Source organism: Mycobacterium colombiense (genome assembly GCF_003284975.1).
Lineage (GTDB): Bacteria > Actinomycetota > Actinomycetes > Mycobacteriales > Mycobacteriaceae > Mycobacterium > Mycobacterium europaeum_A.
Genome location: NZ_QMEU01000114.1, coordinates 1 through 14,344, shown reverse-complemented (window position 1 = coordinate 14,344; position 14,344 = coordinate 1). Strand labels below are relative to the sequence as shown.

Below are 14,344 nucleotides of genomic sequence, written 5' to 3'. Positions count from 1 at the left end.
CCCACGGCGATCGGCCCTCGGTGGCCCGCGTCATCCAGCGCCGCCAGATAGCCCTCGATCAGTCGCTCGGGCCGCGGCGGCGGTGTTACCGGCACCGCGCCAACCTCGGACAAGGGACGAGAAAACGCCCGGTGAACGTAGTCGTCGTCGGAGCCGGTACCGGGCAACAACACCGTCGTGACACCGCGCAGATCGACCACCACCACTAGATAGTGCCCCGCCATTCATGCGCTCTCCAACACGAGGTTTGAGTCGGTTGGCGCTGGGGAACCAAGAGGTCTACGGTGTCCGTTGGCATAAATGGAAGCGTCGAGGCTTATCAGCATTGTCAGGAGTGGCCATGGGGGCCCAAGGGTATCTGCGCCGGCTCACCCGTCGGTTGACGGAGGATCCGGAGCAACTCGATTCGGAGGAACTGTCCGACGAGGTCGCAAGCACTGGCGCGCAACGCGCGATTGATTGCCAGCGGGGCCAGGAGGTCACGATGGTGGGCACGCTGCGAAGCGTCGAGTGCAACGGCAGGGCCTGCTCCGGCGGGGTTCGCGCCGAATTGTTCGACGGCAGCGACACCGTCACGCTGGTGTGGCTGGGACAGCGCCGCATTCCGGGCATCGACTCGGGCCGCACGCTGCGGGTGCGTGGACGCCTCGGCAAGCTGGAGAACGGTACCAAGGCCATCTACAACCCGCACTACGAAATTCAGCGGTGACTGATCCCGAAAATCCGGGGGCAACCCCGCCGCGGTCGGGCACGTCGGAAAGCATGAGCACCAACCGCATCACCCCGGAACGCCTGCTGGCCCAGGCAGGCGGCGTCAGCGGTGTCATCTATTCGTCGCTGCCGGTGGTGGTCTTCGTCATCGCCTCGAGCGTGTCGGGCCTGGTTTCCGCGATCGTGGCCGCGCTGGCGGTGGCCGCGCTGATCTTGGTGTGGCGGCTCATTCGCCGCGACTCCCCACAGCCGGCATTGTCGGGCTTCTTCGGCGTCGCGCTGTGCGCGCTGATCGCCTACGTGTTGGGCGAGTCCAAGGGCTACTTCTTGTTGGGCATTTGGATGTCGCTGGTCTGGGCGGTGGTTGTCGCGGCGTCGGTGCTCATCCGCCGGCCCCTGGTGGGTTACGCGTGGAGTTGGGCCACCGGGCGCGGCGACCGCTGGCGCGAGGTGCCGCGGGCGGTCTACGCCTTCGACGTCGCGTCGGTGGGTTGGGTGCTGGTGTTCGCCGCGCGGTTCGTGGTGCAGGGGCTGCTGTATGACGCCGACCGAACCGGTTGGCTGGCGGCGGCGCGGATCGGGATGGGCTGGCCGCTGACCGCGCTGGCCGCGCTGGCGACCTATGCGGCGATCAAGTCGGCGCAGCGCGCCATCGCCGCGGCCGATGCCCCCGCGGTCGAAATGGAGCCCGGCGCCGTCACCGACTGATCAGTCTCCGCCCGGGCTGTGGCTGCCCAGCAGCAACTTCTGCAGGTTCTCTTCCGCCTCGGCGACGGCGACGAACAGCAACTCGTCGCCGCCCTCCAGCGGCTCGTCCTCCTCGGGCACGATCACCCGCGGGCCGCGCAGGATCGTCACCAGCGAGGTGTCGCGTGGCAGCTGCAACTTGCGCACAGGCTTGCCGCCCCACGGCGTGTCGTCGGGCAGGGTGATCTCGACGAGGTTGGCCTGGCCCTTGCGGAACTCCATCAGCCGCACCAGATCTCCGACGGCGACGGCCTCTTCGATGAGCGACGCCAGCATGCGCGGCGTCGATACCGCCACGTCGACCCCCCAGGCGTCGGTGAACAGCCATTCGTTGCGGGGATCGTTGACCCGGGCCACCACCCGCGGGACCGCGAATTCGGTTTTGGCCAGCAGGCTCAGCACGACGTTGGCCTTATCATCGCCCGTCGCGGCCACCACCACGTCGAACTCCTGCAGGTGCACCGACTCCAGCAGGCTCAGTTCGCACGCGTCACCCAGGCGCCAGTGCGCGGCCGGGATGGCGTCGACGTCGACGTGATCGGGGTTGCGTTCGATCAGCGTCACGTCGTGGCCGTTGCCGATGAGTTCCCGGGTGACCGAGCGGCCGACCGCGCCGGCGCCGGCGACAGCTACTTTCATCGACGCCGCTCCTTAGAAAGGTATTCGCTCGAACTCATCACAGGTCTTCGCTGGGTGGTAGCGCGGCGATGGCCACCGCCTCGGCCGCGCGGCCGGAGATCGCGGCCACATAAACCTGGTCGCCGGCCTGAATCACCGATTTGGGCTCCGGCAGCACGCCGGCGCCGAACCGGATCAGGAACGCGACCCGGGCACCGGTGGCCTGCTCGAGGTCGGTGACCCGGTGTCCGATCCAGTCCTCGTGCAACACCACCTCGGACACGGCGACGGTGCCGGTCGGATCGCGCCACTTGGCCGTCTCCGATTCGCGTAGCAACGCATTGAGCAGGCGGTCGGTGGTCCAGGGCACGGTAGCGATGGTGGGAATGCCCAGTCGCTCGTAGACCTCGGCGCGTTTGGCGTCGTAGATGCGGGCCACGACCCGCTTGACGCCGAAGGTCTCGCGCGCCAGTCGCGCCGAGATGATGTTGGAGTTGTCGCCGGACGATACCGCGGCGAACGCGTCGGCCTCCTCGATGCGGGCCCTCAGCAGCACGTCTCGGTCGAATCCCTGCCCCAGCACCCGCTCGCCGGCATATTCGGGGCTGAGCCGGTTGAAGGCGGTGCTGTCCCGGTCGATGACCGCGACGTCGTGCCCGATGCGGGAGAGCCCATCGGCGACCGATGAACCGACCCGGCCGCAGCCCATCACCACTACTCGCAACTTGAGGTCCTCTCGGCCGCGTCAACCGGCAACCCACGTCGGCCAGCCGTTTCGGCCGGCGAACATTCTCCTACGAACGCTACCGCCAAACCCGTCTGGGCTTACTCTTGGCTCTCGTGTCCAAACTTTCAACCGCCACTCGTCGGTTGCTTATCGGTCGGCCGTTTCGCAGCGACCGACTGAGTCACACCCTGTTGCCCAAGCGGATCGCCCTGCCGGTGTTCGCCTCCGACGCGCTGTCCTCGGTGGCGTATGCGCCCGAGGAGGTCTTCCTGATGCTCTCGGTGGCCGGGGTGACGGCGTACGCGCTGACGCCCTGGATCGGGCTTGCGGTGGCCGCGGTGATGCTGGTGGTGGTGGCCAGCTACCGCCAGAACGTGCACGCCTATCCGTCCGGCGGCGGCGACTACGAGGTGGTCACTACGAACCTCGGCGACACCGCCGGCCTCGTGGTCGCCAGCGCGCTGATGGTGGATTACGTTCTCACCGTTGCGGTCTCGACGGCCTCGGCGATGGCGAACATCGGCTCGGCGATCCCGATCGTGGCCGAGCACAAGGTGTTCTTCTGTGTGGTGTCGATCCTGCTGGTGATGGCCCTGAACCTGCGCGGGGTGCGCGAGTCGGGGTTGGCGTTCGCCATCCCGACCTATGCATTCATCGTCGGTGTCCTGGTGATGATCGGCTGGGGTCTGTTCCGCATCTTCGTGCTGGGCAATCCGCTGCGCGCCGAGTCGGCCGGTTTCCAGATGCACGCCGAGCACGGCCAGGTTGTCGGTTTCGCCCTAGCGTTCTTGGTGGCGCGGTCGTTTTCCTCGGGATGTGCGGCGCTGACTGGTGTCGAGGCGATCAGCAACGGGGTGCCGGCGTTCCAGAAACCCAAGTCGCGCAACGCAGCGACCACCCTGCTGATGCTCGGTGGCATCGCGGTGACGCTCTTGATGGGCATCATCGTGCTGGCCCAGCAGATCGGGGTTCAGCTGGTCGAGGACCCCGCGACGCAGCTGGGCGGCGCGCCGAAGGGCTACTACCAGAAGACCTTGGTCACCCAGCTCGCCCAGACGGTGTTCGGGAGTTTTCACATCGGGTTTCTGCTGATCGCCACGGTGACCGCGCTGATCCTGGTGCTGGCGGCCAACACCGCGTTCAACGGGTTCCCGGTGCTCGGCTCGATCCTGGCGCAGCACAGTTACCTGCCGCGCCAATTGCACACCCGCGGAGACCGATTGGCGTTCTCCAACGGCATCCTGTTCTTGTCCGGGGCGGCGCTGCTGGCGATCATCGCGTTCCGCGGCGAGGTCACCGCGTTGATCCAGCTCTACATCGTCGGGGTGTTCATTTCGTTCACGCTGAGTCAGATCGGCATGGTCCGGCACTGGAGCCGGTTGCTGCGCACCGAGACCGATCCGCGGGCGCGGCGCAAGATGATGCGCTCGCGGGTGGTCAACACCGTCGGGTTGCTGTCCACCGGCGCGGTGCTGTTGGTGGTGTTGGTGACCAAGTTCGCCTCCGGCGCCTGGATCGCCCTGTTCGCGATGAGCCTGCTGTTCGGCATCATGAAATTGATTCACCGGCACTACAACACCGTGAACCGCGAATTGGCCGAGCAGGCCGCCGCCCAGGATGATGTGGTGCTGCCCAGCCGCAATCACGCCGTGGTGCTGGTGTCCAAATTGCACCTGCCGACGCTGCGTGCGCTGGCCTACGCCAGGGCGACCCGGCCTGACGTTCTCGAGGCGGTGACGGTCAGCGTCGACGATGCCGAGACCCGCGACCTGGTGCATAAGTGGGAAGAGAGCGATATCAGCGTCCCGCTCAAGGTCATCGCCTCGCCGTATCGCGAAGTCACCCGTCCCGTCCTGGAATACGTCAAACGGGCCAGGGAGGAGTCGCCGCGCACGGTGGTGACGGTGTTCATTCCGGAGTATGTGGTGGGCCACTGGTGGGAGCAGGTGTTGCACAACCAGAGTGCGCTTCGGCTCAAGGGGCGGCTGCTGTTCATGTCGGGCGTCATGGTGACTTCGGTTCCGTGGCAATTGAGTTCGTCGGAACGGCGCAAGACCTTGCAGCCGCACGTGGCGCCGGGCGACGCTCGCCGGGGAATCTTCGATTGACCCGCGAATCGACCCGCGCGCCGCGCGCGTCGGCGCCCCCGGTGGGGGAGCTGACGTTGACCACCGATGCCCCCGCCAACGGCGGCAGTTGCGTGGCACACCACGAAGGCCGCGTGGTGTTCGTCCGGTACGCGCTGCCCGGCGAGCGGGTGCGGGTCCGGGTCACCGCGGATCGTGGATCCTATTGGCACGCAGAGGTTGTCGAGGTCCTCGACCCGGCGCCCGGGCGCACCTCGTCGCTGTGCCCGATCGCCGGGGTGGGCGGTGCCGGCTGTTGCGACCTGGCGTTCGCGGAGCCTGAGGTGGCCCGCGCCCTCAAGGCCGAAGTGGTGGCCAACCAGCTCGAGCGCCTGGGCGGGCATCGCTGGAGCGGTGAGGCCGAGCCGCTGGCGGATTCGGCGCCGACGGGGTGGCGCACCCGGGTCCGGCTCGACGTTGGCCCCGACCGTCGGCCCGGCTTTCACCGGTATCACAGCGACGACCTGGTGACCGACCTGCGCTGTGCGCAGCTGCCGCCCGGCATGCTCGACGGGATCGGTGACATCGAGTGGCCGCCGGCCGCGCAGCTGCACGTGGCCGTCGACGACGACGGCACCCGCCACGTCGTGCGCACGCTGCGCCACGGCAGGCACACGGCGACCAAGGTGGCCCAGGGTCGCTACGAGGCGGTGCAGCGGGTGGCCGGGCGCACCTGGCAGGTGCCGGTGACCGCCTTCTGGCAGGCGCACCGCGACGCGGCGGGCGTCTACAGCGAGCTGATCACCGACTGGGCGCAGCTCGGCGCCGGGATGCGCGCGTGGGATTTGTACGGCGGCGCAGGCGTTTTCGCCGCCGTGCTCGGTGACGCCGTGGGGCGCTCCGGGCGGGTGCTCAGCGTCGACACCTCGCGCGGCTCGACCCGCGCCGCGCGGGTCGCCCTGGCCGATCTGACCCAGGTGCAGATCGTCACCGACTCGGTGCGACGGGCGTTGGCCGCGCAACGAGACCGCGCCGCGAAAGCCGATGTGGCGGTGCTGGATCCGCCTCGGGCGGGAGCCGGGCGCGAGGTCATCGACCTGCTGGCCGCCGCCGGCGTCCCTCGCGTCGTGCACATCGGTTGTGAGGCAGCGTCTTTCGCCCGTGACGTCGGGCTCTACCTCAAACACGGTTACACCGTGGAGAAGATCAGGGTGTTCGACGCGTTCCCGCTGACCCATCACACCGAATGCGTGGCACTGCTGACTCGCTAGGGAGTCTTGGCGACGACGGTCCTCCTGGCGCATCACCGCAATGCCGCCCGGGCGAGCGTCACGACCGGCTAGACTGCGTCGCGGTGTGCCGGGAAGTCTGGTCGGCGATGTCTTAAAGGAACACTGTCGATCGATCGAAAGGTCCGCGTGCATACCATCAAGGAACGGGCCGCGACGGTCGAGTCATGTCGATGGTGTGCGCGGCACGTGCTCACCGGTGCTCGGTTGCTGCCGTCGTGAACGAGACTGTGCGTTACGCGCTGCTCGTGTTGCTCTCCAGCGCGGTCGGTTTGGTTGCGGTGTTGGCGAATCGACTAACCGAGCGGGTCAAAGTCCCCGTGCCGCTACTCGTGCTGGTCGGAGCCGCCGTCGCGGTGCACGCGGTGCCCGCGGTGCAGCCGCCGTCTGAGCGGGTCGTGGAACGGGTCATCACCATCGCGTTGGTGCTGGTGTTGTTCGACGGCGGCATGCACATCGGGCCGGCGCGCTTCCGCGCGGCGGCGGCCCCGATCCTGTCGGTGGGCGTCGTGGGCACCGCCCTCACCGCAGCGGGGGCGACACTGGTGCTGCACTACGTATGCGGAATCAGCTGGTTTCCCGCGGTGCTCGTGGCCACGGCCGTCGCGCCGACCGATCCGGCCGTGGTGTTCTCGGTGCTGGGCAAACGCGAAATCAGCGGCCGCAGTGGCACCATCCTGGAGGGCGAATCAGGTGCCAATGATCCGGTCGGCATCTCCTTGATGTCCAGCCTGATCGCCGCCGGTGGCCTCAGCGCGGCCGGATTCGCCAGCGTGGGAACCCAATTCGCTCTACAGATGGCGGTCGGCCTGGCCGTCGGGGTGCTCGGCGGTCGCGTCCTGCTCGTCTTCATGCGTCGCGTCGCCTTGCCGAGCGAAGGTCTTTATTCGCTACGAACGCTGGCATCCTGCCTGATGTTGTACGGCATTGCCACGCTCGCGCACGGTTCGGGATTTCTGGCCGTGTTCGTCGCCGGCATCGTGATCGGCGACGCCCGCGCGCCCTACAAGCCGGAGATCAAGCGATTCCACGCCGCCCTGGCGGGTCTTGCCGAAATCGTCGCGTTTGCCATTCTGGGTTTGACCGTCGATCTCAATGTCCTTGCCCATCCTGATGTATGGGGTTGCGGGCTCGTCCTCGCTGTGGCCCTGACCGTGCTGATTCGGCCGTTGGCGGTGGGCGCCTGCCTGGTTCCCGTGCGATTGCGGCGAAACGAACGCGCCTTCGTTCTTTTCGCCGGACTCAAGGGCGCAGTGCCCATCCTGCTGGGCGAGTTCCTGCGCGCTGCTCACGTCGCCGACGCCGAACGCCTATACGGCATCGTGGTGATCGTCGTCGTCGTCTCGGTGCTGGTGCAGGGGAGTTCGGTGCCTGGTGTCGCCAGGTTGTTGCACCTGCCCATGCGCACGGTGGAGACCCGGCCATGGCAGATAGGTGTGCGACTCGCCGACGAGCCGCAGGGGGTTCATCGCTTCAGCGTCGCGACCGGTTCCGTCGCCGAGCGTTCCACAGTCGAAGGTCTCAGTGACCGCGTCGGTGACATCTGGGTGAGCATCGTGGTCCGCGCCACCGGTCTGGTGCCGGTGCGCGGCGACACCGAACTCGAGGCCGGGGACGAGGTCGTCATCCTGGCGGACCCTGAACTTCATGACACCCTCGCCGGACTGTTCGGCCCCGCGCGGCAGCGATGAACGCTGCCACGTTCATCAGTAGTGTTCTCCGGAGCGCTGCGTAGACTGACTGAATGCTGGAACAGATCCGCGGGCCCGCTGATCTGCAGCACCTTTCTGCGCATCAGCTTCGCGATCTGGCCGCCGAGATTCGCGAGTTCCTGATTCACAAGGTCGCTGCCACCGGGGGACACCTGGGGCCCAATCTGGGCGTGGTCGAGCTGACGCTCGCCCTGCACCGGGTGTTCGACTCGCCCCACGATCCGATCATCTTCGACACCGGCCACCAGGCCTACGTGCACAAGATGCTGACCGGGCGCGCCCACGACTTCGAGAGCCTGCGCAAGAAGGGCGGCCTGTCCGGGTATCCGTCGCGCGCCGAGAGCGAGCACGACTGGGTGGAGTCCAGCCACGCCAGCGCGTCGCTGTCCTACGCCGACGGCCTGGCCAAGGCATTCGAGCTGAGCGGGCACCGCAACCGGCACGTGGTCGCGGTGGTCGGCGACGGCGCGCTGACCGGCGGCATGTGCTGGGAGGCGCTGAACAACATCGCCGCCTCCGGCCGGCCGGTGATCATCGTCGTCAACGACAACGGCCGCAGCTATGCCCCGACGATCGGCGGTGTCGCCGACCATCTCGCCTCGTTGCGGCTGCAGCCGGCCTACGAGCAGGCCCTGGAGAAGGGCCGCGAGGCGCTGCGCGCGCTGCCGCTGGTCGGCAGGCTCGCCTACCGCGTGATGCACAGCGTCAAGGCCGGCATCAAGGACTCGCTGTCGCCGCAGCTGCTGTTCACCGACCTGGGGCTGAAGTACGTGGGTCCGGTCGACGGCCACGACGAGCGCGCGGTGGAGGCCGCCCTGCGGCACGCCCGCGGCTTCGGCCGCCCGGTGATCGTGCACGTGGTGACCCGCAAGGGGATGGGCTTCGCCCCGGCCGAGGACGACGAGGCCGAGCAGATGCATTCCTGCGGCGTCATCGACCCGGTCACCGGCCAGGCGACCAAGATCGCCGGGCCCGGCTGGACGGCGACGTTCTCCGACGCGCTCATCGGCTACGCCCGCAAGCGCCGCGACATCGTGGCCATCACCGCGGCCATGCCCGGCCCGACCGGGCTGACCCCGTTCGGGCAGCAGTTCCCGGACCGCCTGTTCGACGTCGGCATCGCCGAGCAGCACGCGATGACGTCGGCGGCGGGGCTGGCGATGGGCGGCATGCACCCGGTGGTGGCCATCTATTCGACGTTCCTCAACCGAGCCTTCGACCAGATCATGATGGACGTGGCGCTGCACAAGCTGCCCGTCACCATGGTGCTCGACCGGGCCGGCATCACCGGTGCGGACGGCGCCAGCCACAACGGCATGTGGGACCTGTCGATGCTGGGCATCGTGCCCGGCATGCGGGTGGCCGCACCCCGGGACGCCACCCGGTTGCGCGAGGAGCTCGGTGAGGCGCTCGACGTCGACGACGGCCCCACGGCGCTGCGCTTCCCGAAAGGCGATGTGGGCGAGGACATTCCGGCGATCGAGCGTCGCGGCTTTGGCACCTCGGGCGTCGACGTGCTCGCGGTCCCGGCCGGCGGCTGCAACCACGACGTGCTGCTGATCGGCGTCGGCGCGTTCGCGCCGATGGCGCTGGCGGTGGCCAGGCGGCTACAGGACCAGGGGATCGGCGTCACGGTCATCGACCCGCGCTGGGTGCTGCCGGTGTCGCCGAGCATTCTGGAGCTCGCGGAGCGGCACAAGCTGGTCGTCACGTGCGAGGACAACGGGGTCAACGGCGGCGTCGGCTCTGCGGTGTCGGCCGCGCTGCGCCGCGCGGAGATCGACGTTCCGTGTCGCGACGTCGGACTGCCGCAGCAGTTCTACGAGCAGGCCTCCCGCGGTGAGCTGCTGTCGGATCTGGCCCTCACCGACCAGGACGTGGCCCGCCGCATCACCGGCTGGGTCGCCGCGCTGGGCAGCGGTGTCGCCGAAGCGGAGATCCGCGAGCACCTCGACTAGTGCCGATGGTGGCGACCCGCTTCGCCCGGCTGCGCCGCGCTCGCGATCGCCACTATTCGGCGGGCTCGGCGTCTTCCGGTCCCTGCAGCGCCCGGGCCAGCACCGGGTCCACCAATTCCCGCTGCCACGGCCGGGCCTGGCCGGCGCGCAGAAAGTTCTCTACGGCGTCGAGCGGATCGGGGGCGGGCGCCCAGTCCCAGCAGAGCCGTCGCACCAGGTCCGGTGACACCAGGTTCTCGGTGGGGACGTGGACCCGCTCGGACACCTCCAACAGCGCCGAGCGTGCGGCCTCCAGCCGGGCGGCGGCCTCCGGTTTGCGCCTGCTCCACCGCGACGGCGGCGGCGGGCCGTTCTGCGCTTCGCTGTCGGTGGGCGGGTTTTTGTTGCGCCGGGCCTCGTCCAGCGCCGCCAGCCACGTCGCGGCGCTGCGCCGCTGATTGCGCCCGCCGAACACGGGCAACGCGACCAGCTCCTCTACGGTCGTCGGGTTGGCCAGGGCGGCGTCGATGATGGCCGAGTCGGGCAGGATGCGGCGCGGCGCGATGTCGCGGCGCTGCGCGATCCGGTCGCGGGTCAACCACAGTTCGCGCACCGCGGCCAGGCCGCGCTGATCGCGCACCCGATGGATGCCCGACGTCCGCCGCCACCGGTCCCGGCGCGTCGCGGCGCTCGGATCTTTCGAACCCACCTCGCGCAGATAGTCGAATTCCTGTGCGGCCCAATCACTTTTGCCTTGCTCGGCCAGCACATCGGCGATCGCCGCGCGCAGCTCGATGAGCAACTCGACATCCAGCGCGGCGTAGTTGAGCCATTCGGCGGGCAGCGGCCGTTTGGACCAGTCGGCCGCGCCGTGGCCCTTGGCCAGCCCGAAGCCCAGCAGCCGCTCGACCATGGTGGCCAGGTTCACCCTGTCGAACCCGGCCAGCCGCCCGGCGAGTTCGGTGTCGTACAGCGCCGGCGGCCGCATGCCCACCTCCGCAAGGCAGGGCAGGTCCTGATCGGCGGAGTGCAGGATCCATTCGTCGCTGCCCAGCACCTCGGCCACCGGCCGCAGGGCGTGGCGCGGGTCGGCGCCGTGGCTCACCGGATCGATGAGCACCGTGCCGGAGCCGGCCCGCCGGATCTGGATCAAGTAGGCCCGGTTGGAGTAGCGGAAACCCGACGCCCGCTCGGCGTCCACCGCGAACGGCCCGTGCCCGCGGTCCAGCCGCTGCGCGGCGGCCTCGATGTCGCCGACGCTCACCGAGATCGGCGGGACGCCTTCGGAAGGGTGCGGAAGCGGGGTGGGCGCCGGGTCGGTGCCCGCGTCGCCGGGCACGTTGCTGCCCGGCCCGTCGGCCGCCGGTTCGCCCATGCTAGGCGCGTGACCGTGAGCTCAGGTCGGTGACTCCAGCGGGTGGTAGGCCCGCGGCGTGCTCCAGCACCTCGCAGAACGCCTCGACGTGACCGCCGACCGCGGGTGAGGTCGCGGTCCACGACGCGCGCAGCTCGAGTTGGTGGGCGCGCGGCGGCCCGGAGATGTCTCCGTAGCGCACCGACGTGGTGGCGGTGACGGTGCCGCCCAGGGCGACGACTTCTTCCATACGTGACTCCAGTGCCTCGACTAGCCAACTCCACGCTACTTCGGGCAGCAGCGGGTCAACCGCCTCACTGGGGTCGAGGTCGGCCTGGATGTAGGCGACCATGCGGATGGTGCCGTCCCACGCGTCGGCCCCCTCGGGGTCGTACAGCAGGATCAGCCGGCCGAAGGCGTCGCCGTCGGAGCGTTCGGGAATGATGTCGCGGTCGGGATGTTTGACCTCGGCGCCCAGGGCGTAGCTGTGGGGAGCCAAGCGTTGCGGCGGCCGGATGGGACCCAACTCGAGCTCCGGCCGCACGACGACGGCGTTCATCGCCGCTACCGCCTCGCGGAAGGGGGCCGGTTCGGATGAGGTCACTTGGCGCCGCTCCTGTCCATCCCGACCGTTCTGCGTCGTCACGGCACGGGTCACAGGGATCGACGGTAGACCCACGGCCCGACACGCCGCGACAGGCGCGCCGCGTTTCAAACCCGCCGCGACCAAGCCGTTACCGGGCCTCCACCAAAGCTATATATGCAGCTCAGACGGCGCTCAGCGGGTAAAACGCGCCGGACGTTTCTCGCGGTGGGCCGCCAGGCCTTCCTGCACGTCGGGTCCGCTGAAACTGAGGAATTCCAGGCCCACCGAGGTCTCGAAGGTGGGGCCCATCATGCGATACCAGAGGTTGAGGCTGCGCTTGGTCCACCGGATCGCGTTCTGCGCGCCCTGCGCCAGGTTCTCGGCGATGCGGCTGGCGGTGGACAGCACGTCGTCGTCGTCGACGCAGGTGGACACGAGCCCGATCCGCTCGGCCTCCTCGCCCAGCAGCGTCTCGCAGGTCAGCAGGTAGTACTTGGCCTTGGCCATGCCGACCAGCAGCGGCCAGCAGATCGCGGCGTGGTCACCGGCCGCCACGCCGAGCTTGGTGTGCCCGTCGATCAGCTTCGCGGTGCGGCCCGCCACCGAGATGTCGGCCAGCAGGGCCACCACCAGGCCCGCGCCCACCGCGGGCCCGCGGATCGCCGACACGACGGGGGTGTCGCAGTTGATCATGTTGTGCACCAGGTCACGGGCCTCGCGCATGATGCGGATCCGGCCCTCGTAGTCGTTGATGGTCTCGTCGATCAGGTCGAAGCTGCCGCCGGAGGAGAACGCCTTGCCCTCGCCGCGGACCAGGACGGCGCGCACCGCCGGGTCGCGATCGATCATCGGCCAGATGTCGGCGAGGTCGCGGTGCATCTGCGGGCCGACCGAATTCAGGCCGGGGGAGTCAAGCACCAGGGTCAGCACCCCGTTGTCCCCGAGCTCGCGGCGCAGGCTTGGAAACTCGTCGTAGTTGACTGGCATCGGGTTGATGTTACGCAAACGGCCATCGGCCCCCATGGCAGCATTGAGGCTGATGAGTACTCGCCGCGACCTTCCCGAGTCGCCGTACCTGGCGGCCGTGAGCGGGCGCAAACCCAACCGGGTGCCGGTGTGGTTCATGCGCCAGGCCGGTCGCTCGCTGCCCGAATACCGGGCGCTGCGGGCCCAGACCGACATGCTGTCGGCCTGCTTCAACGCCGAGTTGGTCTGCGAGATCACCCTGCAGCCGGTGCGCCGCCACGACGTCGACGCGGCGATCCTGTTCTCCGACATCGTGGTGCCGCTGCTCGGGGCGGGCATCGACCTGGACATCGTCGCCGGGGTAGGACCGGTGATCGACTCACCGGTGCGCACCGCCGCCGACGTCGCCGCCGTCAAACCCCTTGAGCGGCAACGGGTTCAGCCGGTTTTCGACGCAGTGTCGCTGCTGGTGTCCGCGCTGGGCAACGTCCCGCTGATCGGCTTCGCGGGCGCGCCGTTCACCCTGGCGTCCTATCTGATCGAGGGCGGCCCGAGCCGTAACCATGCGCGCACCAAGGCGATGATGCTGGCCGAGCCGGACACCTGGCATGCGCTGATGGAGAAGCTGACCGACATCACGGTGGGTTTCTTGCGGGTGCAGCTCGAGGCCGGCGTGGACGCCATTCAGGTGTTCGACTCGTGGGCCGGGGCGCTGTCCCTGGCGAACTACCGCACCTACGTGCAGCCGCACAGCGCCCGGGTGTTCGCCGCCCTGGCCGACTACGGCGTGCCGATGACCCACTTCGGGGTGGGCACCGCCGAACTGCTGGGCGCGATGTCGTCGGTCGGCGCGAACGTGGTGGGCGTCGATTGGCGGACCTCGCTGCCGGATGCGGCCGCCCGCGTCCAACCCGGCACGGCGTTGCAGGGCAACCTCGATCCGGTGGTGGCGTTGGCGGGCTGGCCGGTGGTCGAACGCGCGGCGCGTGCCGTCGTGGACGATGGCCGGCGCGCCATCGATGCCGGCGCCGCGGGCCACGTCTTCAACCTGGGCCACGGCGTGTTGCCCGAAACCGATCCCGGTGTACTGACCGACCTGGTGTCGCTGGTCCACTCCTTATGAGTTTCCCCTCGTATTGCGTTGTGGGGGGCGGTATTTCGGGCCTGACGGCGGCCTACCGGCTGCGCGCGGCCGTCGGCGACGGCGCGGCGATCACGCTGTTCGATCCGGGTGACCGGCTTGGCGGCGTGCTGCGCACCGAGCCGGTCGGCGGACAGCCGATGGATCTGGGCGCCGAGGCGTTCGTGCTGCGCCGCCCCGAAATGCCGGCGCTGCTCGCTGAGCTGAATTTGACTGAGCGCCAGCGGGTTTCGACCGGTGCACGCCCACTGATCTACAGCCGCCAGGAGTTACGGCCGCTGCCCACGGGCACCGTCGTCGGGATCCCGTCGTCGGCGGCCTCGGTGGCGGGACTGGTCGACGACGCCACGGTGGCCCGCATCGAGGCCGAACCCAGCCGCCCGCTGGCGTGGCGGACGGGCAGCGACCCCGCGGTCGCCGACCTGGTGGGCGAGCGGTTCGGCGACCAGGTGGTGTCGCGTTCGGTGGATCCCCTGCTGAGCGGGGTGTA

General features: G+C 69.1%; 13 protein-coding genes and 1 pseudogene. 8 read left to right on the top strand and 6 right to left on the bottom strand.

Annotated elements, in window-relative coordinates; all coding sequences use genetic code 11:
- A pseudogene (locus DQP58_RS22815) lies at positions 1-203 on the bottom strand (alpha/beta hydrolase); the annotation flags it as partial.
- A gap of 137 nt (positions 204-340) precedes the next feature.
- Between DQP58_RS22815 and DQP58_RS22810 the strand changes: the two are divergent.
- Both DQP58_RS22810 and DQP58_RS22805 read left to right on the top strand, forming a co-directional pair.
- Entirely contained in the window at positions 341-709 is a 369-nt protein-coding gene (locus DQP58_RS22810; RefSeq protein ID WP_112710439.1) for an OB-fold nucleic acid binding domain-containing protein, read from the top strand.
- 53 nt (positions 710-762) lie between these two features.
- Positions 763-1,419, top strand: coding sequence for a DUF3159 domain-containing protein (locus tag DQP58_RS22805; RefSeq protein ID WP_112710438.1), 657 nt, complete (start codon positions 763-765; stop codon positions 1,417-1,419).
- Here DQP58_RS22805 and DQP58_RS22800 read toward each other — a convergent pair whose 3' ends face one another.
- Together DQP58_RS22800 and DQP58_RS22795 are read right to left on the bottom strand one after the other, a co-directional pair.
- The gene (locus DQP58_RS22800) at positions 1,420-2,097 is read right to left on the bottom strand and encodes a potassium channel family protein (RefSeq protein WP_112710437.1); all 678 of its coding nucleotides are present in this window, start codon (positions 2,095-2,097) and stop codon (positions 1,420-1,422) included.
- Positions 2,098-2,134: 37 nt separating this feature from the next.
- Positions 2,135-2,800 carry a potassium channel family protein gene (locus DQP58_RS22795; RefSeq protein ID WP_112710436.1) on the bottom strand — a complete coding sequence of 222 codons (666 nt, stop codon included), beginning with the start codon at positions 2,798-2,800 and terminating at the stop codon, positions 2,135-2,137.
- A gap of 116 nt (positions 2,801-2,916) precedes the next feature.
- Here DQP58_RS22795 and DQP58_RS22790 point away from each other — a divergent pair, with 116 nt between their 5' ends.
- From DQP58_RS22790 to dxs, 4 genes are all read left to right on the top strand, one after another.
- A complete protein-coding gene (locus tag DQP58_RS22790) occupies positions 2,917-4,911 on the top strand; it encodes an APC family permease (RefSeq protein WP_112710435.1) in 1,995 nt (664 codons plus the stop codon).
- A 41-nt stretch (positions 4,912-4,952) separates the two neighbouring features.
- A complete protein-coding gene (locus DQP58_RS22785; protein ID WP_112710434.1) occupies positions 4,953-6,140 on the top strand; it encodes a class I SAM-dependent RNA methyltransferase in 1,188 nt (395 codons plus the stop codon).
- A gap of 236 nt (positions 6,141-6,376) precedes the next feature.
- Positions 6,377-7,849, top strand: a complete 1,473-nt coding sequence (locus tag DQP58_RS22780; protein ID WP_240630068.1) for a cation:proton antiporter — start codon at positions 6,377-6,379, stop codon at positions 7,847-7,849.
- A 53-nt stretch (positions 7,850-7,902) separates the two neighbouring features.
- Positions 7,903-9,828, top strand: coding sequence for a 1-deoxy-D-xylulose-5-phosphate synthase (gene dxs / locus DQP58_RS22775; protein ID WP_112710433.1), 1,926 nt, complete (start codon positions 7,903-7,905; stop codon positions 9,826-9,828).
- A gap of 52 nt (positions 9,829-9,880) precedes the next feature.
- Here the strand turns inward: dxs and DQP58_RS22770 are convergent, their stop codons facing one another.
- The 3 genes from DQP58_RS22770 to DQP58_RS22760 form a co-directional block, all read right to left on the bottom strand.
- Positions 9,881-11,182 carry an HRDC domain-containing protein gene (locus DQP58_RS22770; protein WP_112710432.1) on the bottom strand — a complete coding sequence of 434 codons (1,302 nt, stop codon included), beginning with the start codon at positions 11,180-11,182 and terminating at the stop codon, positions 9,881-9,883.
- Between the two features lies 1 nt (position 11,183).
- Positions 11,184-11,807 (bottom strand): DUF3000 domain-containing protein, encoded by a 624-nt coding sequence (locus tag DQP58_RS22765; protein WP_112710441.1) that lies wholly within the window; start codon positions 11,805-11,807, stop codon positions 11,184-11,186.
- Between the two features lie 132 nt (positions 11,808-11,939).
- Positions 11,940-12,734 (bottom strand): enoyl-CoA hydratase/isomerase family protein, encoded by a 795-nt coding sequence (locus tag DQP58_RS22760; protein ID WP_112710440.1) that lies wholly within the window; start codon positions 12,732-12,734, stop codon positions 11,940-11,942.
- A 52-nt stretch (positions 12,735-12,786) separates the two neighbouring features.
- Here DQP58_RS22760 and hemE point away from each other — a divergent pair, with 52 nt between their 5' ends.
- Complete coding sequence (gene hemE / locus DQP58_RS22755; RefSeq protein WP_112710431.1) at positions 12,787-13,836, top strand: uroporphyrinogen decarboxylase; 1,050 nt, start codon at positions 12,787-12,789, stop codon at positions 13,834-13,836.
- A partial coding sequence (locus DQP58_RS22750) for an NAD(P)-binding protein (RefSeq protein WP_114149365.1) occupies positions 13,833-14,344 on the top strand: 512 nt, incomplete at its 3' end. The genes hemE and DQP58_RS22750, both read left to right, overlap by 4 nt.

Excerpts from the sequence above, each read along its gene's own strand:
- DQP58_RS22810 (WP_112710439.1), top strand. The coding sequence starts at position 341 with ATGGGGGCCCAAGGGTATCTGCGCCGGCTCACCCGTCGGTTGACGGAG.
- DQP58_RS22805 (WP_112710438.1), top strand. The coding sequence starts at position 763 with ATGAGCACCAACCGCATCACCCCGGAACGCCTGCTGGCCCAGGCAGGC.
- DQP58_RS22800 (WP_112710437.1), bottom strand. The coding sequence starts at position 2,097 with ATGAAAGTAGCTGTCGCCGGCGCCGGCGCGGTCGGCCGCTCGGTCACC.
- dxs (WP_112710433.1), top strand. The coding sequence starts at position 7,903 with ATGCTGGAACAGATCCGCGGGCCCGCTGATCTGCAGCACCTTTCTGCG.
- DQP58_RS22770 (WP_112710432.1), bottom strand. The coding sequence starts at position 11,182 with ATGGGCGAACCGGCGGCCGACGGGCCGGGCAGCAACGTGCCCGGCGAC.
- DQP58_RS22760 (WP_112710440.1), bottom strand. The coding sequence starts at position 12,734 with ATGCCAGTCAACTACGACGAGTTTCCAAGCCTGCGCCGCGAGCTCGGG.
- hemE (WP_112710431.1), top strand. The coding sequence starts at position 12,787 with ATGAGTACTCGCCGCGACCTTCCCGAGTCGCCGTACCTGGCGGCCGTG.